The organism is Gordonia paraffinivorans (genome assembly GCF_900683595.1).
GTDB classification, from domain to species: Bacteria; Actinomycetota; Actinomycetes; order Mycobacteriales; family Mycobacteriaceae; genus Gordonia; species Gordonia paraffinivorans.
This window is the reverse complement of record NZ_CAACYD010000001.1, coordinates 53,879-73,955: the sequence shown is the minus strand read 5'-3', so window position 1 is coordinate 73,955 and position 20,077 is coordinate 53,879. Positions and strand designations below refer to the sequence as shown.

The following is a 20,077-nucleotide window of genomic DNA, read 5'->3' as shown; positions in this document are numbered from 1 at the left end:
CGTGATCTCCTCCCGGTGACGGAACCGAACATGCGCTGTAACACTTCGGATCTCAAATGTGATGTGAAGCGTATGATTCGAGGCTGTTCGGCGAACGCTTCGGGGGTGGTGGAAGCGGCGTCGCCGTTGGCACCTTTCGCCGAGACCACTATCGGACGATGCATGGATGACGAGACATCCCGAGCTCAGGGGATCCCGACTGTCGGGAGCGGGTCGGAGCGTGGGAAGGACACGGCGGCATGACCGAAATCGAGTTGCTCGACCTCACCGCCGCTCAACGTGCCATGTGGTTCGCCGAGAACCTCGACGATGATCACTCGATCACGGTTGCGCACTACCTGGACATCGTCGACGCCGGGCGTCCGTTCGACCGGGAGTTGTTCCGTCGCGGCGTGATCGAGGGGGCGCGCGAACTCGAGACCGCCTACACGCGGATCACCGAGGTCGACGGGGTGCCGAAGCAGTACATCGACTTCTCCGCGTCCTTCCCCGTCATCGAGATCGACCTGAGGGGCCAGCCCGATCCGGTCGCGGCGGCCGACGAGTGGATGCGCGCCGACCATCAGCGGCCGGTCGACCTGCGCGCGGATCCCGTTGCGATCGGCGCGTTCATCCGCGTCGCCGACGACCGCACGTTCTGGTACATGCGCGGCCACCACATCGCGTTCGACGGCTACGGCGCACTGATGTGCCTGCACGAGGCGGTGGCCCGATACAACTGCGCGGTATCCGGAGCGGAGCGTCCCGCGCCTCGGCGGGCGTCGCTCGCCGAGGTCGTGGCCGATGACGCCGCCTACCGGGAGAGCACGCGCTTCGCGAAGGACCGGGAGTTCTGGTCCGAGCGTGCCGCAGGGTTGCCCGAACGGGTCACGCTCGCCACCCACCCGGCGCTCACCGGCATCCACACCGACACCGTGGTCGCCGCGGGCATGCTCGACGCCGACCTCGAGGCCCGTGTGCGCCGGTGTGCCCGCGACCTCGACGCCTCTGTGGCCGCGATACTGACCGCCGCCTTCGCCGCCTTCCTGGTCCGGATGTCGGCGACCGACGACGTCGTGCTCAGCCTTCCGGTCACCGCGCGCACCACGGCGCGCATCAAGCACTCGGCGGGCATGGTGTCGAACATGCTGCCGCTGCGCGTGGACGGCGTGGGAGCCGCGACGTGCGCCGACGTGGTCGCCGCGGTCACCACCGAGATCACCTCGGTGCTCCGGCACCAGCGCTACCGGTCCGAGGACATCCGTGCCGCCGCAGGATTCGGCGACGCCGTCGGCACGGCGTTCGGGCCGCTGGTCAACCTGCTCCTGTTCGACAGGCCGATCGAGATCGAGGGCGCCCGGGTCGGCTACCACATGCTGTCGGCGGGCATCGTCGAAGACCTCGTGATGAACGTCTTCGCCGCAGGCCCGGACGCGCCGCTCGAGGTGGGCCTGCACGCGAACCCCGCCCTCTACGACGCCGCCGAGCTCCAGACCCACCGGAAGCGCCTGCTCCACGTGCTCGGCCAGTTCGTGGAGGACCCGAGGCGGCCTGTGGCCGATCTCGGCCTGCTGCTACCCGGGGAATCCCGAGGACTCGCGGAGTTCGGCGACGGGGGACCGGCGTCGGGGTTCTCCGAAGAACACGTGCTGGCGCCGTTCGTCCGGCGCGTGGCGTCGACCCCGGACGCTCCCGCACTGGTGTCCGACGACGCGACGCTGACCTACCTGGACGTGGCGCAGATCGTCGAACGGCTCGCCGGTCTGCTGGCAGCCGAGGGAGTGTCCACGGGCGACCGTGTGGTGGTGGCGCTCGACCGCTCGGTGGAGCAGGTCTGCGCCATCTACGCGGTCATGGCACTCGGAGCGGCCTACGTCCCGGCCGACCCCGCCGAACCCGAACACCGGCGAGCAGCCGTGGAGGCGATCGTCACGCCCCGTCTCGTCGTCGACGCGACCTTCGTGGAGACGCACCGTCGCGCCCTGCACGCCGAGGGCCGGCCGGGTGGCGACGTCGAATCGGTACTGACGGCGCTCGGCGAGCGAGTGTGCAACCGTGCGTTGCCGCCACACCAGCCCGCGTACATCATCTTCACCTCCGGCTCGACCGGGGTGCCCAAGGGCGTCGAGATCGATCACGTCGCCATCGGTCACCGACTCGCCTGGGTGCAGCGCGACCACCAGCTCACCGCGTCGGACGCGGTGCTCTACAAGACCCCCGCGACCTTCGACGTCTCGGTGTGGGAACTGTTGTGGCCCTTGCGGACCGGAGCGCGAATGGTGATCGCCCGACCCGGCGGGCACCGCGACCCCCAGTATCTGCGCGCGCTCATCTCGGCCGCGGGGGTCACGGTCGCGCACTTCGTGCCCTCGATGCTCGACGCCTATCTCGACGTCGTCGCACCGGCAGGTGTCGCCCCGTCGGGAGGGGACGCCTCCACCGGAGGCGCCGCGCTGCCGGCCTCCGTTCGTCTGGTGTTCACCTCGGGAGAGGCCCTGAGCGCACAACTGGCCCGGCGCCTGCTGAGCGGGTCGACGGCGGAGTTGGTGAACCTGTACGGCCCCACCGAGGCGGCCGTCGACGTGACCTCTCACCGGGTCACCGTCGACGAGGACTTCGTCCCCATCGGCCGTCCGGTCCCGGGCACCGTGGTTCGCGTCCTCGACCGTCACCTGCGTCCGGTGCCGGTCGGCGTGGCCGGCGAGCTCCACCTCGTCGGTCCGCAGCTCGCGATCGGCTATCACGCCGCCGCGGCGCAGACCGCCACCCGGTTCGTCGCCGACCCCCTCGGCGCCGACGGCGCGCGGATGTACCGGACCGGCGACCTGGTTCGCTGGACCGCCGACGGCGAGCTCGAGTACCTGGGCCGCACCGACCACCAGGTGAAGATCCGCGGACAGCGCGTCGAGCTCGGCGAGGTGGAGTCGACCGTCGCCTCGATGCCCGGTGTGGAGGCGGTCGCCGTCCTCGCGCGCCGCGACCTGGGTCCGGGACCGGTGCTGGTGGCCTACCTGCGACTCCGTCGCGTGGGCGCCGGCCCCGGAGAACCCGCCGCGCCGCAGATCGACGCCGAGGCGGTCCGGGCGTACTGCCGGCGCCGGCTGCCCGGTCACATGGTCCCGGTCGGCGTGGTCTTCGTCGACTCCTTCCCGACGACACGTTCCGGCAAGCTCGATGCCTCGGCCCTCCCGGCGCCGGATCTCTCCGGTGACCCGCAGGAGTTCCGCGCGCCGAGCACACCGGCGGAGAAGGTGCTCGCCGGGCTCCTCGCGGAAGCGCTCGGATGCGAGCGGGTGAGCGTCTCGGACAACCTGTTCTCACTGGGCGCCGACTCGCTGACGGCCGCGCGCATGGTCGCGCGCGCCCGCATCGACCACGGATTGTCGATCGCGCTCACCGACGTGTTCGACAGCCGTGATCTCGCCGACCTGGCGACTCGCGCCACCACCGTGACCGCAGACGGGCCGCGAACCCTGGAACCGCGCCCGCGTCCGAGCCGAATCCCGCTGTCGCAGGCGCAGACCCGGATCTGGTTCCTCAACCGGATGGCGCCCGCCGACCCCGGATACAACATGTCGGGCGCGCTGCGCATGAACCATCCGGTCGATCCCGGGACCCTTCATCGAGCCGTTCTCGACGTGCTCGACCGCCACGAGATCCTGCGCACCGTCTTCCCGGGCGTCGACGGCGAGCCGGAACAGCGAATCCTCGACACATCGACCGCCGCCGAGCAGCTCGACGCGACCCCGCTGCAGGTGGCCGACGGCCTCGAGGCGGCGCTCGGGGCGGTCGTCGAACGCGGTTTCGATCTCACCGATCAGATCCCGTTCCGCTATCGGCTCCTCACCGGCGACCCCGGCGGCGACGTGATCGTGCTCGTCCTGCACCACATCGCGGCGGACGGCCACTCGCTGCGCCCGCTGCTGCACGACCTGATGACGGCCTACGACAGCCGACGGGCCGGACACGAGCCCCGGTTCGCGCCGCTCCCGTTGCAGTACGCCGACGTCGCGATCGAACGGGCGGAGACCCTGGGCACCCCGGAGAAGCCCTCGTCGGTGCTCGTCGAGGGGTTGGAGTTCTGGCGGGACGAGCTCGACGGCGCGCCGGACCTGCTGCAGCTGCCCACCGATCGACCCAGGCCGCGCGTGATCTCCGGGGCGGGAGACCATCTCGACGTCGACCTGGACCCCGAACTCACCGCGGGAATCCGCGGGCTCGCCGCGTCGCTGGCCGTCACCCCGTTCGCGGTCTTCCAGTCCGCGCTGGCGCTCACGCTCGGGCGGCTCGCGGCCACCGACGACGTCAGCATCGGAACCGCCGTGGCGGGACGCGACGACCCGGCCGTCACCGACCTCGTCGGCATGTTCGTCAACACGGTGGTGCTGCGCACCCGCCTGCGACCCGCCGACACGGTGCGCGATCTGGTCGTCGGCGCCCACCGGCGCTGTGCCCGCGCGATGAGTCACGCCGACGTGCCGTTCGAGCGCGTCGTGGACGCCGTCGCCCCGCAGCGCTCGGCATCCCATTCACCCTTGTTCCAGGTCGCACTCACCGTGCAGCCCGATCAGCTCGCAGAGCTGTCGCACTGGACCGGCTCGGCCGAGATCCTCGACGCACGGGTGCCCGCGGCGAAGTACGACGTCACCGTCTCGGTGACCGAGCGCGCCGACGACTACGCCGTCGAGTTCTCCTATGCCACAGACCTGTTCGACGCGGAGACCGTCGCCTCCATGGCCGATCGTCTCCGTCGGGTGCTGGAGCAGATGGTGGAGCGGCCCGAGCGTCGGCTGACCTCGGTCGACGTCCTCGGGCCTGCCGAGGTGCGGGCCCTGACCGAACCGCGGCGGGGTCGGGTGCCGGAGGCGACCCTGCCCGAGCTGCTGGAACGGGGCGTCTCGGCCGCGGACCCGGCATCGATCGCACTCAGCGTCGACGAGGGCTCTCTCACCTGGGCGGACATGACGGCGGCCGTCCATCAGATCGGCCGTGCGATCGCCGGACGCGGGATCGGCCCGGGCGACGTCGTCGCCGTGTGCATTCCCCGCTCGGCGCGCATGGTGCTGTCGATCCTCGGCATCGCGATGAGCGGCGCGGCGTTCGCCGTGCTCGACCCGAGGCTCCCGGCCGGGCGCCGGGCGTCGATGCTGGCCGACTGCGGTGCGGGACTCCTGATCACCGTCGACTCCATGACCGGCGGTGACACCGCGGCCGCCGAAGGCGGGGCCGTTGACGTCGAGCAGTGGGTCCTCGACGACCTCGACGTCGAGCTGAGCTTCGTCGGGGTCGGCGACCACCCGCTGTCCGACGCCGAGCGAACCCGTCCCGTCCACGTCGACGACCCGGCATACCTGCAGTTCACCTCCGGGTCCACCGGGAGTCCGAAGGCCGTCGTCATCACCCATGCCGGGCTCGCGGAGATGGTCGCCGAGCAACACGCGATCCTCGGGATCAGCCCGCGTGCGCGTGTGTTGCAGCTCGCCGCACCGGGTTTCGACGTGGGCGTCTTCGAGATCCTCCTCGCGATGTGCGCCGGTGCCGAACTCGTGGTGTCGCCCGCGGACGTGTTCGCCGGCCCCGAGCTCGAAGAGGTCATGACGAGCCGGCGGGTCACCCATGCGGTGGCCACTCCGACCGCGCTCGCGACGATCGACCCGGAGCGGGTCTGCGACCTCGAGGTCATGATGACCGCCGGCGAGGCGTGCCCGCCCGAACTCGTCGAACGATGGGATGCCGCCGGGTGCCCGCTGGTCAACTGCTACGGACCGGCGGAGACGACCATCTGGGTCACGGTCTCGGAACCGATGCGTGCGGGTCGTCCGGTCTCTGTCGGGCAGCCGATCTCGGGGGTCGGTGTTCGTGTGCTCGACGCGAACCTGCGTCCGGTGCCCGCAGGCGTCGTGGGTGAGCTGTACCTGACCGGTCGTGCCCTGGGGCGCGGCTATCACGGCCGTCCCGGGCTCTCCGCGAGCCGGTTCGTGGCCGACCCGTTCGGAGACGGCGACCGGATGTACCGCACCGGCGATCTGGTGTCCCGGACATCCGATGGGGATCTGATCTACCACGGCCGCAACGACTTCCAGATCAAGATCCGCGGCATGCGGGTCGAGCCGGGCGAGGTCGACTCGGTGCTGGTCGAGCATCCCGACGTGGAGAACGCGGTCACGGTGGGCACGAGCACGCCGAACGGCGACACCGTGCTGGTGTCGTACGTGACCGGTCCGCCCGGATGCACTCCCGCTCCCGAGCAGATCCTCGACCACGCCGTGGCCCATCTCCCGGCCCACCTCGTCCCGCACACGGTCCGGGTGCTCGAGGAGTTCCCGGTGACCCGCACCGGCAAGGTGGACCGGCGCGCACTGCCCGCAGTCGAGATCTCGCCGGCTCGCGAGTACGTCGCTCCCCGTAGCCGTCTCGAGGCCGCGGTGGCGCAGGTGTTCGCCGAGGTGCTCGGGTTGCAGGCGGTCAGCGTGCACGACGGCTTCTTCGAACTCGGCGGCAGCTCGCTGTCGGCGACCAAGGTGACCCACCTGCTCGAACAGCACATCGACCGGCGCGTGCCGCTGTCTCTGCTGTTCGAGAACCCCACGGTGGCGAGCTTCGTCGCGGCGCTCAACAGCGTGGACGCCACAGGGGTCGGACGGGTGCTGACGCCGCGCAACCGTCCGCACATCGTCGAGTTGACCGGGACCCAGCGTGCACTGTGGACGCTCAACCAGATCGACCCGTCGTCGTCTGCCTACAACGTCGAACTGACCCTCGAGCTCGACGGCCCGCTCGACGTCGAGGCGCTCGTCGGGGCGCTCGCGGACGTCATCGTGCGTCACGAGCCGCTGCGCACGCGCTACCCGCTGCACGACGGCGAGCCCGTCCAGTTCATCGTGCCGACGGCCGACGCGGTCCGCGATCTCCGCGTCCCGATCGTCGAGACGACCCCGGATCGTGTCGAGGCGGAGATCGAGGCCGTCGTGAAGCCGGGCTTCGACCTCACCAAGACGGTGGCGACGCGCGCGGCGATCTTGCGACTGGCGGCCGACCGTCATGTGCTGGTCTTCGCGGTGCACCACATCAACGCCGACGGCGGGTCGCTGTGGCCGATGGCGCGCGACCTCACGGCCGCCTATCGGGCACGGGTGGCCGGCGAGACCGGCCGGTGGTCGCGGGCGGCCGAGCGCACCCGGGTGCAGTTCGCCGACTACGCCTTGTGGCGCGCCGAACGGCTGTCGACCCGGCGCCCGGACGGGAACACCGAGGAGCAGCACCAACTCGACTACTGGCGGCGGCGACTCGAGACGGTGCGCGAGCCCGCAACCGTGCCGACCGCGAGGCCGAGGCCGGCGCGCCCCCGGCATGTCGGGGGACTCGTCGACTGGTCCGTCGCTCCGGAGACCGCTGGTGTCATCAATCACCTTGCGCGCGTGAACAACACGACGCAGTTCGTGGTCTTGCACGCGGCGCTGGCGGTCCTCGTCGCACGCCTGTCGGGGCACGACGACGTCGTGATCGGCACCCCGTTCGCCGGCCGCGACGACCCGGCCCTGGCGGACATGGTGGGCATGCTCGTGACCACCGTGCCCCTGCGCACGCGGGTCTCGATCGACGAGCCCTTCGACGATCTGCTCCGGCGTGTCCGCACCGAGGACATCGCCGATCTCGCGCACGCCGAGGTGCCGTTCGACCAGATCGTCGACCACCTGAACGCGGCGGGCGTGGGCCCGGCGCGACGCGGCGAACAGAACCCCTTGTTCTCGGTGATGATGTCGTACCAGAACCTCGAACTGCCCGACGTCCGTCTCGACGGGCTCACCGTGCGGGTGCGGCCGCCGGCGACGTTCCCCGCGAAGGTCGACCTGGAGGTGATGGTCTTCCCGACCGACCTCGACGGCGTGGACCGCGGCGGCGCACTCGGGGGTCGCATAGTCTACGACACCGACCTGTTCGACCCGGCCGAGGCCGAACGCATCGCACGCCGGTACGAGAGCCTGCTCGCCGACATCGCCGCGCGTCCGTCGGCGCCGGTGGGCGATCTGACGATCTGGTCCGCCGAGGAGCAATCCGCTGCGCCCGAAAGTGATCTGCCCTTGCACGACCTGGTGTCGCAGGTGGCGGCAGGCCACCCCGACGCCGAGATCGGTGTGCCGGGCGCCCCGGCGATCACCTTCGCCGACCTCGAGGCCACCTCGGTGGCGATGGCGATCTCCATGCCCGACGCGGACCCGGCCGAGGCGCTCGCGGTGGCGGTCACGACCCTGCTCGCCGACGCCGACCGCACACTCGACGAGGTCCTCGCGTGCATCCGCCGGTCGGCCGAAGGCATCCTGCGCCCGACGCGGGGGACGGCCGGCGACGGTACTCGAAATCGGGTGGAACCCGCGTGACCTCGAGTACCTCGGCTCCGCGCAACGTACCGGGCGCTGGGGCGGCGATCGCCCAACCGCTCGCGGTCCGACGCCTGGCCCTCGCTGCCGCGCACGCCCCCGACACGGAGGCGATGACGGGTGCCGGCGGGCCGGTCACGTTCGCCGATCTGCATCGCAGGGTCGCCACGGCGGCGACGACGCTCGCCGGTCGCGGCGTCGATCCCGGCACCGCGATCCGCGCGACCGTCACCGCTCTGCTGCCGCGAACAGGGAAGACGCCGGCCGAGCTGGCCGCGGCCGCGCAGACCGTTCTCGCCGACCTCGACCGGCGCATCGACGACCTCCTGGGAACCGGCGACCTCGAGTCGCTGCCGGGGCTGGTCCGGGTGTCGGCTCGCAGACGCGGGGATGCGGTCGCGCTCACCGACCTCGACGGGACCTCGATGTCCTATCGCGAGCTCGACGAGCACACCGACCGGCTCGCGCAGGCGCTCGCCGCCGCGGGCGCCGGCCCGGAAACCCTCGTGGGCGTGGCGATGCCGCGCACCACCGGACTGATCGTCGCGCTCCTGGCAGTCCTCAAGACCGGTGCGGCCTATCTGCCGTTGGACCGGACGCATCCGCTCACGCGCCTGCGGTCGATCGTCGACGACGCCCATCCGGTGCTGGTGCTGGCCGACGCCGAGACCGCCGCCGCGTGGTCGGCATCGACGGAGATCTCGGCCCGGACCCTCACTCCGGACGAACTCCTGGCCTGGTCCGAGGAGAGGCCGGCGCCGCGACTGCCGGAGCGGATACGCGCCCATGCCGCTGCATATGTCATGTACACGTCCGGGTCGACCGGTGTCCCCAAGGGCGTCGTGGTCACGCACGACAACGTCGTGTCACTGCTCGTCGCACTCGATCTCCTCGTCGACAGCACCTACGACGACGTCTGGTCGATGTTCCACTCGTACGCGTTCGACGTCTCGGTGGGGGAGATCTGGGCCGCGCTGGTGGCCGGAGGCCGCCTGGTGGTGCTCGACCACGCGACGACCCGCGCACCCGATGACGTGGTCGAGGTGTTCGACCGCGAGGGCGTCACCGTCGCCAACTTCACCCCGTCGTCGTTCTACCAGTTCGCCGCCGCGGTGCGGCCCCCGCACGGGCGGCCGCTCCCGCGCGCACTGCGCAGGCTGCACTTCTCGGGCGAGTTGCTCGACTACGAGCACGTGCGGAAGTGGCAGGCCGACCGCGACGCAGACGGCTCCCCGACGCCTCCGGGAGCCGATGTCGGCGGTCCCCAACTCAACAACATGTACGGGCCGACGGAGACCACGGTCTACATGACCCGGCGCGAACTCACCCGCCGGTTCGTCGACGCCGCAACGGCGTCCGACATCGGCGGACCGCTGTTCGGGTCACGGGTCCATGTGCTCGACGGCCGGCTCGCCCCGGTGCCCGACGGTGTCCCCGGCGAGCTGTACGTCTCCGGCGTCCAGGTCACCCGCGGCTTCCTCAACCGGCACGGCCAGACCGCCACCCGCTACGTGGCCGACCCCTTCGGCCCGCCCGGTTCGCGGATGTACCGGACCGGCGACATCGGCGTCGCGCGCGACGGTTCGATCGAGTTCGTCGGTCGCCGCGACGGCCAGGTCAAGCTGCGCGGATTCCGCATCGAGCTCGGCGAGGTCGAATCGGCGATGTCCGCGCTCGACGGCGTCGACGCCGCGGGCGCCGCGGTACGCATGCGCGGCGACACCGAGCATCTCGTCGGCTACCTGGTGCCGACCGCGGGCGCGGAACTCCCCGACGAGGCGATGCTGCGCACGCTTCTGGGCCGGGCCCTGCCGGACTACATGGTGCCCACGCTCTTCGCCACCCTCGATGCGCTGCCGCTCACCGTCAACGGAAAGCTCGACCGGGACCGCCTGCCGGATCCGGGCACCGCCGACGAACCGGATGCGATCGAGCCGCCCGCGACGCCGGTCGAGTCCGGCCTCGCCGACATCGTCGGGGAGATCCTCGGCATCGACGAGGTGAGTGTCACCGCGTCGCTGTTCGATCTCGGCGGCAACTCGCTCACCGCGACCCGGGTCGCCGCGCGGGCGGCGGAGGTCTTCGACGCCGCGGTCGCGGCCCGCGACCTGTTCGGCGCTCCCACCGTCCGGGGGTTGGCCGCGATCATCGAACAGCGGCTCGCCGAGGAGGGTGACGGCGACCCCGGTGCCCGCCCCCGGCCGCCGTTGCGACCGGTGGACCGTTCCGGACCGCTTCCGCTGTCTCCGGCCCAGCGACGCATCTGGTTCCTCGAGATGCTCGATCCCGGCGGCGCGGCCTATCTCATCCCGGCGGTGCTGCGACTCCGGGAGAAGCCGGACGCCGCCGGCGGGCTCGACCCCGCGGTGGTGGCCGCCTCCCTCGACGACCTGATCGTCCGGCACGAGTCCCTGCGCACCCGGATCGTCGCCGAGGACGGCATCCCGCGACAGGTGATCGATCCGCCCGGCGCCGGCCGCCACGACGTACAGGTCGATCCGCCCCTGGACCTCCGCGACGCCGGCGACGCGCAGGTCGAGGTGACCATCCGCGACATCGCCACGCGCGGTTTCGATCTCGCACGACAGGCGCCGGTCCGCGCCCGCCTGCTGCGGGTGGCCGACGACGAGTGGACGCTCGTCATGGTCATCCACCACGTCCTGGGCGACGGCGGGTCGATCGGTCCGATGGTCACCGATTTCGTCCGGGCCTACCGGGCACGGGCGGAAGGACGCGCGCCGGAGTGGGAGCCGTTGCCCGTCCACTACGTCGACTACGCGGTGTGGCATCACGAGGTCCTCGGCGACGTCACCGATCCGTCGTCGCTGGCCGCGCGCCAACTCGACTGGTGGAGAAAAGAACTCGCCGACGTCCCGGAGCTGGCCGAACTGCCGCTCGATCGTCCGCGGGAGGCTGTCCGCGACGACTCCGGTGCCGAGCTGTCCACCGTGATCGACGGGCAGACCTGGGCCGCGCTCCGCGACCTCGCCGACCGGCACGGGGTCACCATGTTCATGTGCGTCCACGCACTGCTGGCGGTGACGCTCCTGCGGTCGGGCGCCGGCGACGACCTCGTCATCGGCACGCCGGTGGAAGGCCGCGGCGAACGCGGTCTCGACGGACTCATCGGCATGTTCGTCAACACCCTCGCTTTGCGCACCCGCATCAGGCGCGACCTCGGCTTCACCGAGGTCCTCGAGGTGTGTCGCGAGGTCGACGTCGCCGCGCTTGATCACGCCGACCTGCCGTTCGAGACGGTCGTCGACGAGGTCGTCACGACCCGCGACACGGCCCACCCGCCGCTGTTCCAGGTCGCGCTGGCCTTCCAGAACTCCGACCGGCCCACCGTGGAACTGCCGGGGCTGCTCGTCGCCGAGGCGCAGGCGCCGGTCACGGCCGCGAAGACCGATCTGCAGGTGACCGTGCTCGACGCGCCGGGCCGCCCCCGCGACGCCGACACGCCCATCGTCATCACCTACGCCACGGCGCTGTTCGACGCGGACACGGTCGCCGCGCTCGGGCAACGGATGGTCGATGTCGCCCGCGCCGTGATCGAGGCGCCCACCGCGCCGGTCGGAGACCTGCCGGCCGGGCCTTCCGACGCTCCCCGCGCGGTCGTCGCTGCCCCGTCCCTCGCGCCGGCACGGCGGACGCTGCCCGACCTGCTCGCCGACGCCGCGGCACGGCATCCGGACAACACCGCGGTCACCGACGGCGAACGGTCGCTCACCTACGCCGAGCTCGACGCGGAGTCCAGGCGCGTCGCCGCCGCCCTGCGAGGCCGCGGGGCGCGGCCCGGAACGGTTGTCGCGCTGGCGGTTCCGCGATCGGTCGACGCGGTGGTCGGGTTCTGGGGCATCGCGCGGACCGGAGCGGCGGTCGGTCTCGTCGACCCCGCACAGCCGGCTGATCGCATCCGGTTCATGGTGGGCACACTCGGAGCCCGGATCGGACTGGCGGCCGACCCGGTGGACCGGATCGACGCCGACGGCCCGCGGTGGTCGACGATCGGGAACCTCGCGGGCACCGCGGACGACCCCGACGGCGCCGATCTCGACGCGCCGGGCGTGATCCCGCACGTCGACGACACCGCCTACGTGATCTTCACGTCCGGCTCGACCGGACGTCCCAAGGGGGTCGCGGTCACCCACCGCGGGCTCGCCGACCTCGTGGCCGACGCACGCGGACGCCTCCGGCTCACCCCGGAGTCGCGTGTCCTGCGGTTTGCCGCACCCGGATTCGACGCATCGGTCTTCGAGATGCTGGTCGCCGTCGCGGAGGCCTCGACCCTCGTCGTGGTCCCGCCCGGGGTCACCGGCGGTCACGAGCTCGCGGAGATCCTCACGGCCCGGTCGGTCACCCATCTGACCGTCACGCCGACCGCGCTCGCCACGGTGCCCGCCGACGCGGTCGACGGCGTCCGGGTGGTGTGCGTGGCCGGTGACGCCTGCGCACCCGAGCTCGTCCGGACCTGGTCCACCGGCCGCACGATGCTCAACCTCTACGGGCCCACCGAGGCCACCATCTGGTCCACCGCCTCGGAACCGCTACGGCCCGACGCGCCGGTCACGATCGGCGGCCCGATCTCCGGGGTCGGGGTCGCCGTCCTCGACCCGCGTCTGCACCCGGTCCCACCGGGGGTGGCCGGCGAGCTCTACCTCCTCGGTCCGGCGCTCGCGGCGGGTTACCTCGGGCAGCCGGCGCTGACCGCGGAACGCTTCGTCGCCGCGCCGTTCGGCGGGCCGGGGGAGCGGATGTACAAGACCGGCGACCTGGTCCGCCCGCGCCTGCGGGACGGCCGATGGGAGCTGGAGTATCTGGGCCGCGACGACCTCCAGGTGAAGATCCGCGGATTCCGGATCGAACTCGGCGAGATCGACGCGGTGCTGTCGGATCATCCGGCGGTGGACTTCGCGACCACGTCGGGCATGCGCCACCCCACCTCGGGGGAGACCGTCCTCGTCTCCTGGGTCCGGTGGGTTCCGGGCGCCTCAGCCGACCCGCGGGACCTCGTCGGGCACGCGACGCGACGACTGCCCGCGTACATGGTGCCGGCGGCGATCGTGCCGATCGAGGAGATCCCGCTCTCGATGACCGGCAAACTCGATCGGGCCGCCCTGCCGCTGCCGGAGTTCGCCCGAGCCGAGTTCGTCGCACCGCGGACCGACACCGAACGCGCAGTGGCGGCGGTCTACGCCGAGGTCCTCGGACTCGCGGACGGCGATCAGCCGGTCTCGGTGCTCGACTCGTTCTTCGACCTCGGCGGCACATCTCTGTCGGCGACGCGCGTCGTCGCCCGGATCGGGGACCGGCTCGGCGTCGACATCGGCGTCCGCGCCCTGTTCGAGGCGCCGACCGTCGAGTCGCTCGCCGCGGCGGTGGACGCCCGCGACCCCGGCAGTGCGGCAGGGGTCCGGGCACCCGGCCCGCAGGCCCGGCCCGAGCACATCCCGCTCTCGTATGCGCAGCGCCGGATGTGGTTCCTCAACCAGTACGAACCCGACTCCGCGGCATACGTGATCCCGATCGTCGTCCGGCTGCACGGACGCGTGGACATCGCCGCGATGCGTGCGGCGATCAACGATCTCGTCGAGCGCCACGAGGTGCTGCGCACCGTCTATCCGACCGTCGACGAGACACGGGATGAAGACGGCCCGGCGACCGCCGAGCCCCGACAGCTGATCCTCGGCGCGCATCCGGACCTGGTGCACGTCGGGCACACCCTGGTCTCCGGCGCCGACGTCCTCGACGCGGAGATCGCCACCACCCTCACGACGCCCTTCGACGTGACGCGGGATCTGCCGCTGCGCGCGCGAATCCTGAGCACCTCCGATCACGACCACGTGCTCGTGATGGCGCTGCACCACATCGCCGCGGACGGGGAGTCGGCGCCGGTCCTGGCGCGCGAGCTCGCCGAGGCCTACGCCGCGCGCCGGGAAGGCGGGGCGCCGGCCTGGGAACCGCTTCCGCTGCAGTACGCCGATTTCGCCATCTGGCAACGGATCCGGCTCGGCGAACCCACCGATCCGTCGTCGGAGATGGCACGGCAGCTCTCCTTCTGGGTCGACCGGTTGCGGGGCCTGCCCGACGTGCTGCCGTTGCCGACCGACCGGCAGCGCGGTCCGGCACCGGACCTGTGCGCGGCGACGACACGGTGGTCGTTGCCCGAGCAGACCGCGGCCGCCCTGCGCAGACGTGCGGCGGGGAAGCGGGCGACGTTGTTCATGGTCGTCCACGCGGCGGTCGCCGCCACGCTGGCGCGCCTGACCGCCACCGAGGAGATCGCGGTCGCCACCCCGGTCGCAGGCCGCGGGCACCGCGACATCGACCGGCTCGTCGGCATGTTCGTGAACACGCTGATACTCCGCGTCGATGTCGACCCCACCCTGACCTCCGGGGAGCTGCTCGATCGTGTGGTGGCCGCCGACCTGGCGGCGTTCGACCACTCCGACGTCCCGTTCGAGCGTGTCGTCGATGCCGTCGACCCACCGCGCATGGACAACGTCGAGCCGCTCGCCCAGGTCATGCTGGTCCACACCGCCGGCACGGGCGACCTCGCCACCGCGAGGCTCGGCGACCTCGACGCCGAGTTCGTCGAATTCGACGACACCACCGTGAAATTCGACCTCACCATCGGGGTCCGGGAAGACGCCGACGGTGCACTGACCGGGTCGATCACCTACGCCGAGGCGCTCTTCGACGAGTCCACCGCCGAGATGATCGTCGCCTCGCTGGTGTCGATGCTCACCGCGCTGGCCGGCTCTCCCGACGCCGCGATCGCCGATATCCCCATCCTCACCCCGACCGAAGCGGCGGTCCAGCGCGAGCTGTCGACCGGGCGCGAGGTGACGCTGGTCCCCGAGACACTCGCCGAGGCGTCCCTGACCGGGTATCGGATCGCCCCGGACGCCGTCGCCGTGCGCGCCGACGGCCGCTCGCTCACCCACCGGGAATTCGTGGCCCGGGTCGCGGTCCTCGCCCGTGAGCTCATCGACGCCGGCGCCGGACCCGAGGACGCCGTCGTCGTCTGCATTCCGCGCTCGGTCGAGCTCGTCATCGCCGTACACGCGGTCCTCGCAGCCGGCGCGCAGTACGTCCCGGTGGCGCCGGACACCCCGCCCGAACGGGTGCGCCACATCCTCGACATCTCCGGCGCGGACATCGGACTCGTCGCCGCCTCCACCGCGGTGGCCGGTGACGACGATCCGCCGGCCGATCTCGTGAGCCGGCTACTGGTGGTGGACTCCACCACCCCGGTCGACCTGGACACGCCCGTCGTCACCGACGCCGACCGTCGCTCGGCGCTTCGGCCCGACAACGCCGCCTACACCCTGTTCACCTCGGGCTCCACCGGGCTGCCCAAGGGCGTCACGGTGACGCACCGTGCGGTGGTCAATCGATTGCGCTGGGGCATCGACGAATTCGGGATCGGACCGGACGACGCGGTGATGCTCAAGACCCCGGTGGGCTTCGACGTGTCCGTGCCCGAACTCTTCGTCCCGTTCATGACCGGCGCCCGCCTGGTCATCGCCCCCGACAACGCGCACCTCGACCCGCAGGCGGTCGCCCGGCTGATCGACGCCGAGCGTGTCACGACAGTTCATTTCGTGCCGTCGCTGCTGACGGTCTTCGTCGAGACCCTCCGCGCCGTCGCTGGCACGGGCCGGGCCGCGCACCTCCTGCCCACCCTGAGACACCTGTACTGCTCGGGCGAGGCACTAGCGCCCGCGACGCTGCACGAGGTCGGCGCCGTGCTGCCGCACGTGCAGGTCCACAACCTGTTCGGTCCCACCGAGGCCGCGGTGGAGGTCTCGTCGGCCACCCTCGACCCCGATCTCGATGTCGTGCCGATCGGCCGTCCGGTCTGGAACACCGGGACCTACGTTCTCGACGCGCGCCTGCGGCCGGTCCCGTTCGGCGTCACCGGCGAGCTCTACCTCGGCGGTGTGCAGCTCGCGCGCGGGTACGCACGCCGCGCGGACCTGACCGCGGAGCGTTTCGTCGCCGACCCGTTCGGCCACGGCACCAGGCTGTACCGCACCGGCGACCTCGTGCGGCGCAACCGCGACGGCGCACTGGAGTACCTGGGCCGCAGCGACTTCCAGGTCAAGCTCCGCGGCCAGCGGATCGAGCTCGGGGAGATCGAGGCCGTCCTCGCCGCCGTCGACGGGGTCCGGCAGGCCGCGGTCACCCTGGTGCGCGCACCGGGCGGGGCCGAGCATCTCGTCGGTCACCTCATCGGGCCCGACGCCGACGGCGCGCTCGACCGTGCGAAGCAGGCGGTGGCCGACTCGCTGCCGGCATACATGCATCCCACCCTGTGGACGACCCTGGCCGAGGCCCCGTTGAGCAGCACGGGCAAGCTCGACCGGAAGGCGCTGCCCGCGCCGCGATTCGACGTTGCGGCCGAGTTCGGTGGCGACGCCGAACCGGCCGACGACGCCGAACGGGTCGTCGCCGATATCGTCGCCGCGGTCCTCGGCGCCGACCGCGTGGCGATGACCGAGTCGTTCTTCGCACTCGGCGGGGACTCCATCGCCTCCATCCGCCTGACCTCGATGCTCCGCGCCGCAGGTTTCACCCTCAGCCCGCGCGACGTCTTCGCCGCCGGATCGATCCGTGACCTCGCCCGCCTTGCCCACCGCGAACCTGCCGCCGTCCTCGAGGAACTGCCCGGCGGAGGCATCGGAGCGGTCTCGCCGACGCCGGGCGTCGCCTGGATGTTCGAGCTCGCCGACGACCCCGCGCAGATCTCCGACTTCTCGCAGACCACGGTCCTCACCCTCCCGGCCGACATCGACGAGGATGCCCTGCGCAGCGTGATGGTCGCGGTGGTCGCCGCCCACCCGATGCTCACCGCCGCCCTGACCGTCGACCCGGACGGTGAACCAGTGGTGGTCGCCGGTGCCGGGAACGCCGAGGACATCCTCGTCACGATCGCCGAGCGGGACCTCCGGCACGATGCGCCGCAGGCGTCGCTCGACGATGCGATCAGCGACGCGCATCGCCGGGCACTCGAGGCGCTCGCGCCCGCGGACGGTCGTCTGGTGTCGGCCGTCGGCGTCCGCCTCACCGGCGCCGGACACACCGTCGGTCGCCTGGTGATCGCCATCCACCACCTCGGTGTCGACGCGGTGTCCTGGCCGACGATCGTCTCCGGACTCGGTCGCGCGTGGTGGCAGTACCGCAACGGCGAGCGACCCCACCTCATCACCACCGGGACGTCCTTCCGCCGGTGGGCCGCCGTCCTCTCCGGGCTCGCCGAGCGGACCGAGGAGATCGGTTGGTGGACCGAGCAACTCGGCGGCCGGCGGGACGCGGTGATCGACCGCGCCCGCGACACCTTCGACTCCACGGTGTCGACGACCCACACGATCGACGTCGCCCGCTCGGAGGCGACCGTCGGACGCGTGGCCGAGGCGTTCGGCGCGCGCGTCGACACCATCCTCGCGGCGGCGCTGGTGAGCGCGATCGCCGGCGGCCCCGGTCGGCAGCGACTCGGGTTCACCGCGGACGAGATCTCACTGGTGCTGGAGAACCACGGCCGAGAAGAGGACGTCGCCCCGGGCGCCGATCTCAGTGAGACCGTCGGCTGGTTCACCTCCTTCGTTCCCGTGTCCGTCGAGGTGAGTGCGCAGGGGGAGACGACCGGACGGGAGGTCGCCCGCCTGGTCAAGGCGCTCAAGGACCGACAGAAGCGCATGCCCGACAACGGGATCGCGTTCGGCCCGCTCCGGTGGCTGCGCCCGGCGTCACCCCTGGCCGACCTGCCGCTGCCGCCCGTCACCGTCAACTACCTGGGCGCCCTCACCTCCGAAGGGGACGAACAGGGCGCGGGGGCAACGGAATTCGTCCCGGTGGCGGACGCCCCGTTCCTGCCGCCGTCGGTCCGCGGGGACATGGTGGCCCCGGCCGCGCTCACCGCGACGATGGGAACCGTGGCGTCGGGCGAGGGCAGGAGGCTCCGGCTGGACCTGACCGCGCCCGAGGCGATCCTGACGCGGGCCGATCTCGACGGCCTCGCCGATCGCTGGGAGTCGGCGCTGGCGGCGCTCGCCGGATACGTCGACGGCATCGGTGATCCCGGCCCCGCCGAGACCGATGTCATCGGCGGCGGACTCGTCCAGGCGGAGATCGACGCCCTGGTCGACAGGTACCGGGGTCACACGGGCACCCGTTCGGCGACGATCTGGCCCGCCACACCACTGCAACAGGGACTGTTCTACGAAGCGGAACGGACGGCGGCCGCGGAAGCGGAGGACCCGTACGTCACCCAGTCGGTGATCGAGTTCGCCGGCGAGCACGCACCCGAGGCCCTGTTGCCCGCCGTACGGGAGGTGCTGGCCCGGCAGCGTGTCCTGCGGTCGGCGTTCACCCGCTCGGCGTCGGGCCTGCCGGTGGTCGTCGTCCCGCCGGCCGACCACCCGTGTGTCCGCGAACCCGACTTCCGCGGCGTCGACCTGACCGCGGAACACCCGGTGGTCGCCGCGGAGCTGATCGCCGAGCTCGCCGCGGAGGATCGGGACAGGCCGTTCGACCTGTCGGCACCGCCGCTGATCCGGTTCACCGCGGTCTCGCACCGCACGGCGGACGGCCCCGCCCACACGTTGGTGATCACCGCCCACCACATCATCCTCGACGGCTGGTCCGGACCGATCCTCGTCGCCGACCTGCTCGCCGCCCACCTCGGGCGCCCGGCGATCACCCCGGCCGCCGACATGGAGTCCTACCTCGCGTGGCTCGACGACCGCGACCGCGACGCCGCCCGGGCGGCCTGGCGCGCCGAGCTCGCCGACGCCACCCCGACCCTCGTGGCGCCCCAGCACGCGGCTCGGACGGAGCCGGGCAGGCGCCGTCCGCACGAGGTCGCGGTCCGGCTCGACGCCGCCACCCGTGACGCCCTCGAAATGCGTGTCCGAAAACTCGGCAGCACCGTGAGCACGGCCCTGCACGCGGCCTGGGCGATCGTGCTGTCCCGGCTGACCGGCGAGCGACGGATCGTGTTCGGCGAGACCGTGTCGGGCCGTCCGGCGGATCTCGACGGCGCCGAGGCGATGATCGGGTTGTTCATCAACACGGTTCCGGTGGTGGCCGACGTGGCGCCGGACCGTGCCGTGGGCGACCTGGTCGCCGAACTCCACGAGACGCGGGCGCGGCTCGTGGACCACCAGTTCCTCGGACTCGGCGAGATCATCGGTGCGACCGGGCATTCCGCGCTCTTCGACACTCTCGTCGTCTACGAGTCCTACCCGGTCGACGCCGACGCGGTGATGGACGGGTCCCGCGACTCCGGACTCGAGATCCGCGATGTCGCCACCTCCGACGCCACCCATTACCCGCTGGCCCTCATCGCGTCACCCGAAGGCGACGGTCTGTCCCTCGTCGTCAGGGCCGACCTCGCCGCCGTCGATGCCGAGGTCGTCGAGGTGGTCGCCGCCAACCTGGTCGACCTGCTCGGCGCCGTCGCGGACGACCCGACCACACCCGTCGCCGCACTCGACCCGATGCCGGAGCAGATGCGTGGGGTTGTCGAGTCGTGGTCGGGTGGTCCGGTTGTGGGGTTTGGGTGGGGTGGTTGTTCGTTGGGGTCGTTGGTTGCTGGGTGTGTGGGTGTGTCGGGGTCGTCGGTGGCGGTGTGGTGTGGGGATCGTGCGGTGTCGTATGGGGAGTTCGGTGGGTTGGTTGCGGGGGTTGCGGAGCGGTTGTTGGGGTTGGGTGTG

Annotated in this window: 2 protein-coding genes (1 of these 2 only partly in view); both read left to right on the top strand. The window is 71.9% G+C overall.

The features are described 5' to 3' along the window. The first annotated feature begins 239 nt into the window (after positions 1 to 239). Positions 240 to 8,357, top strand: coding sequence for a non-ribosomal peptide synthetase (locus E1P53_RS00155; protein WP_131733125.1), 8,118 nt, complete (start codon positions 240 to 242; stop codon positions 8,355 to 8,357). After that, positions 8,354 to 20,077, top strand: partial view of a non-ribosomal peptide synthase/polyketide synthase gene (locus E1P53_RS00150; protein WP_165484376.1) — the start only. It continues 14,232 nt past the right edge of the window; only the first 11,724 of its 25,956 coding nucleotides appear in the window; it begins with the start codon at positions 8,354 to 8,356; the stop codon falls past the right edge of the window. The genes E1P53_RS00155 and E1P53_RS00150 overlap by 4 nt, the downstream gene beginning before the upstream one ends.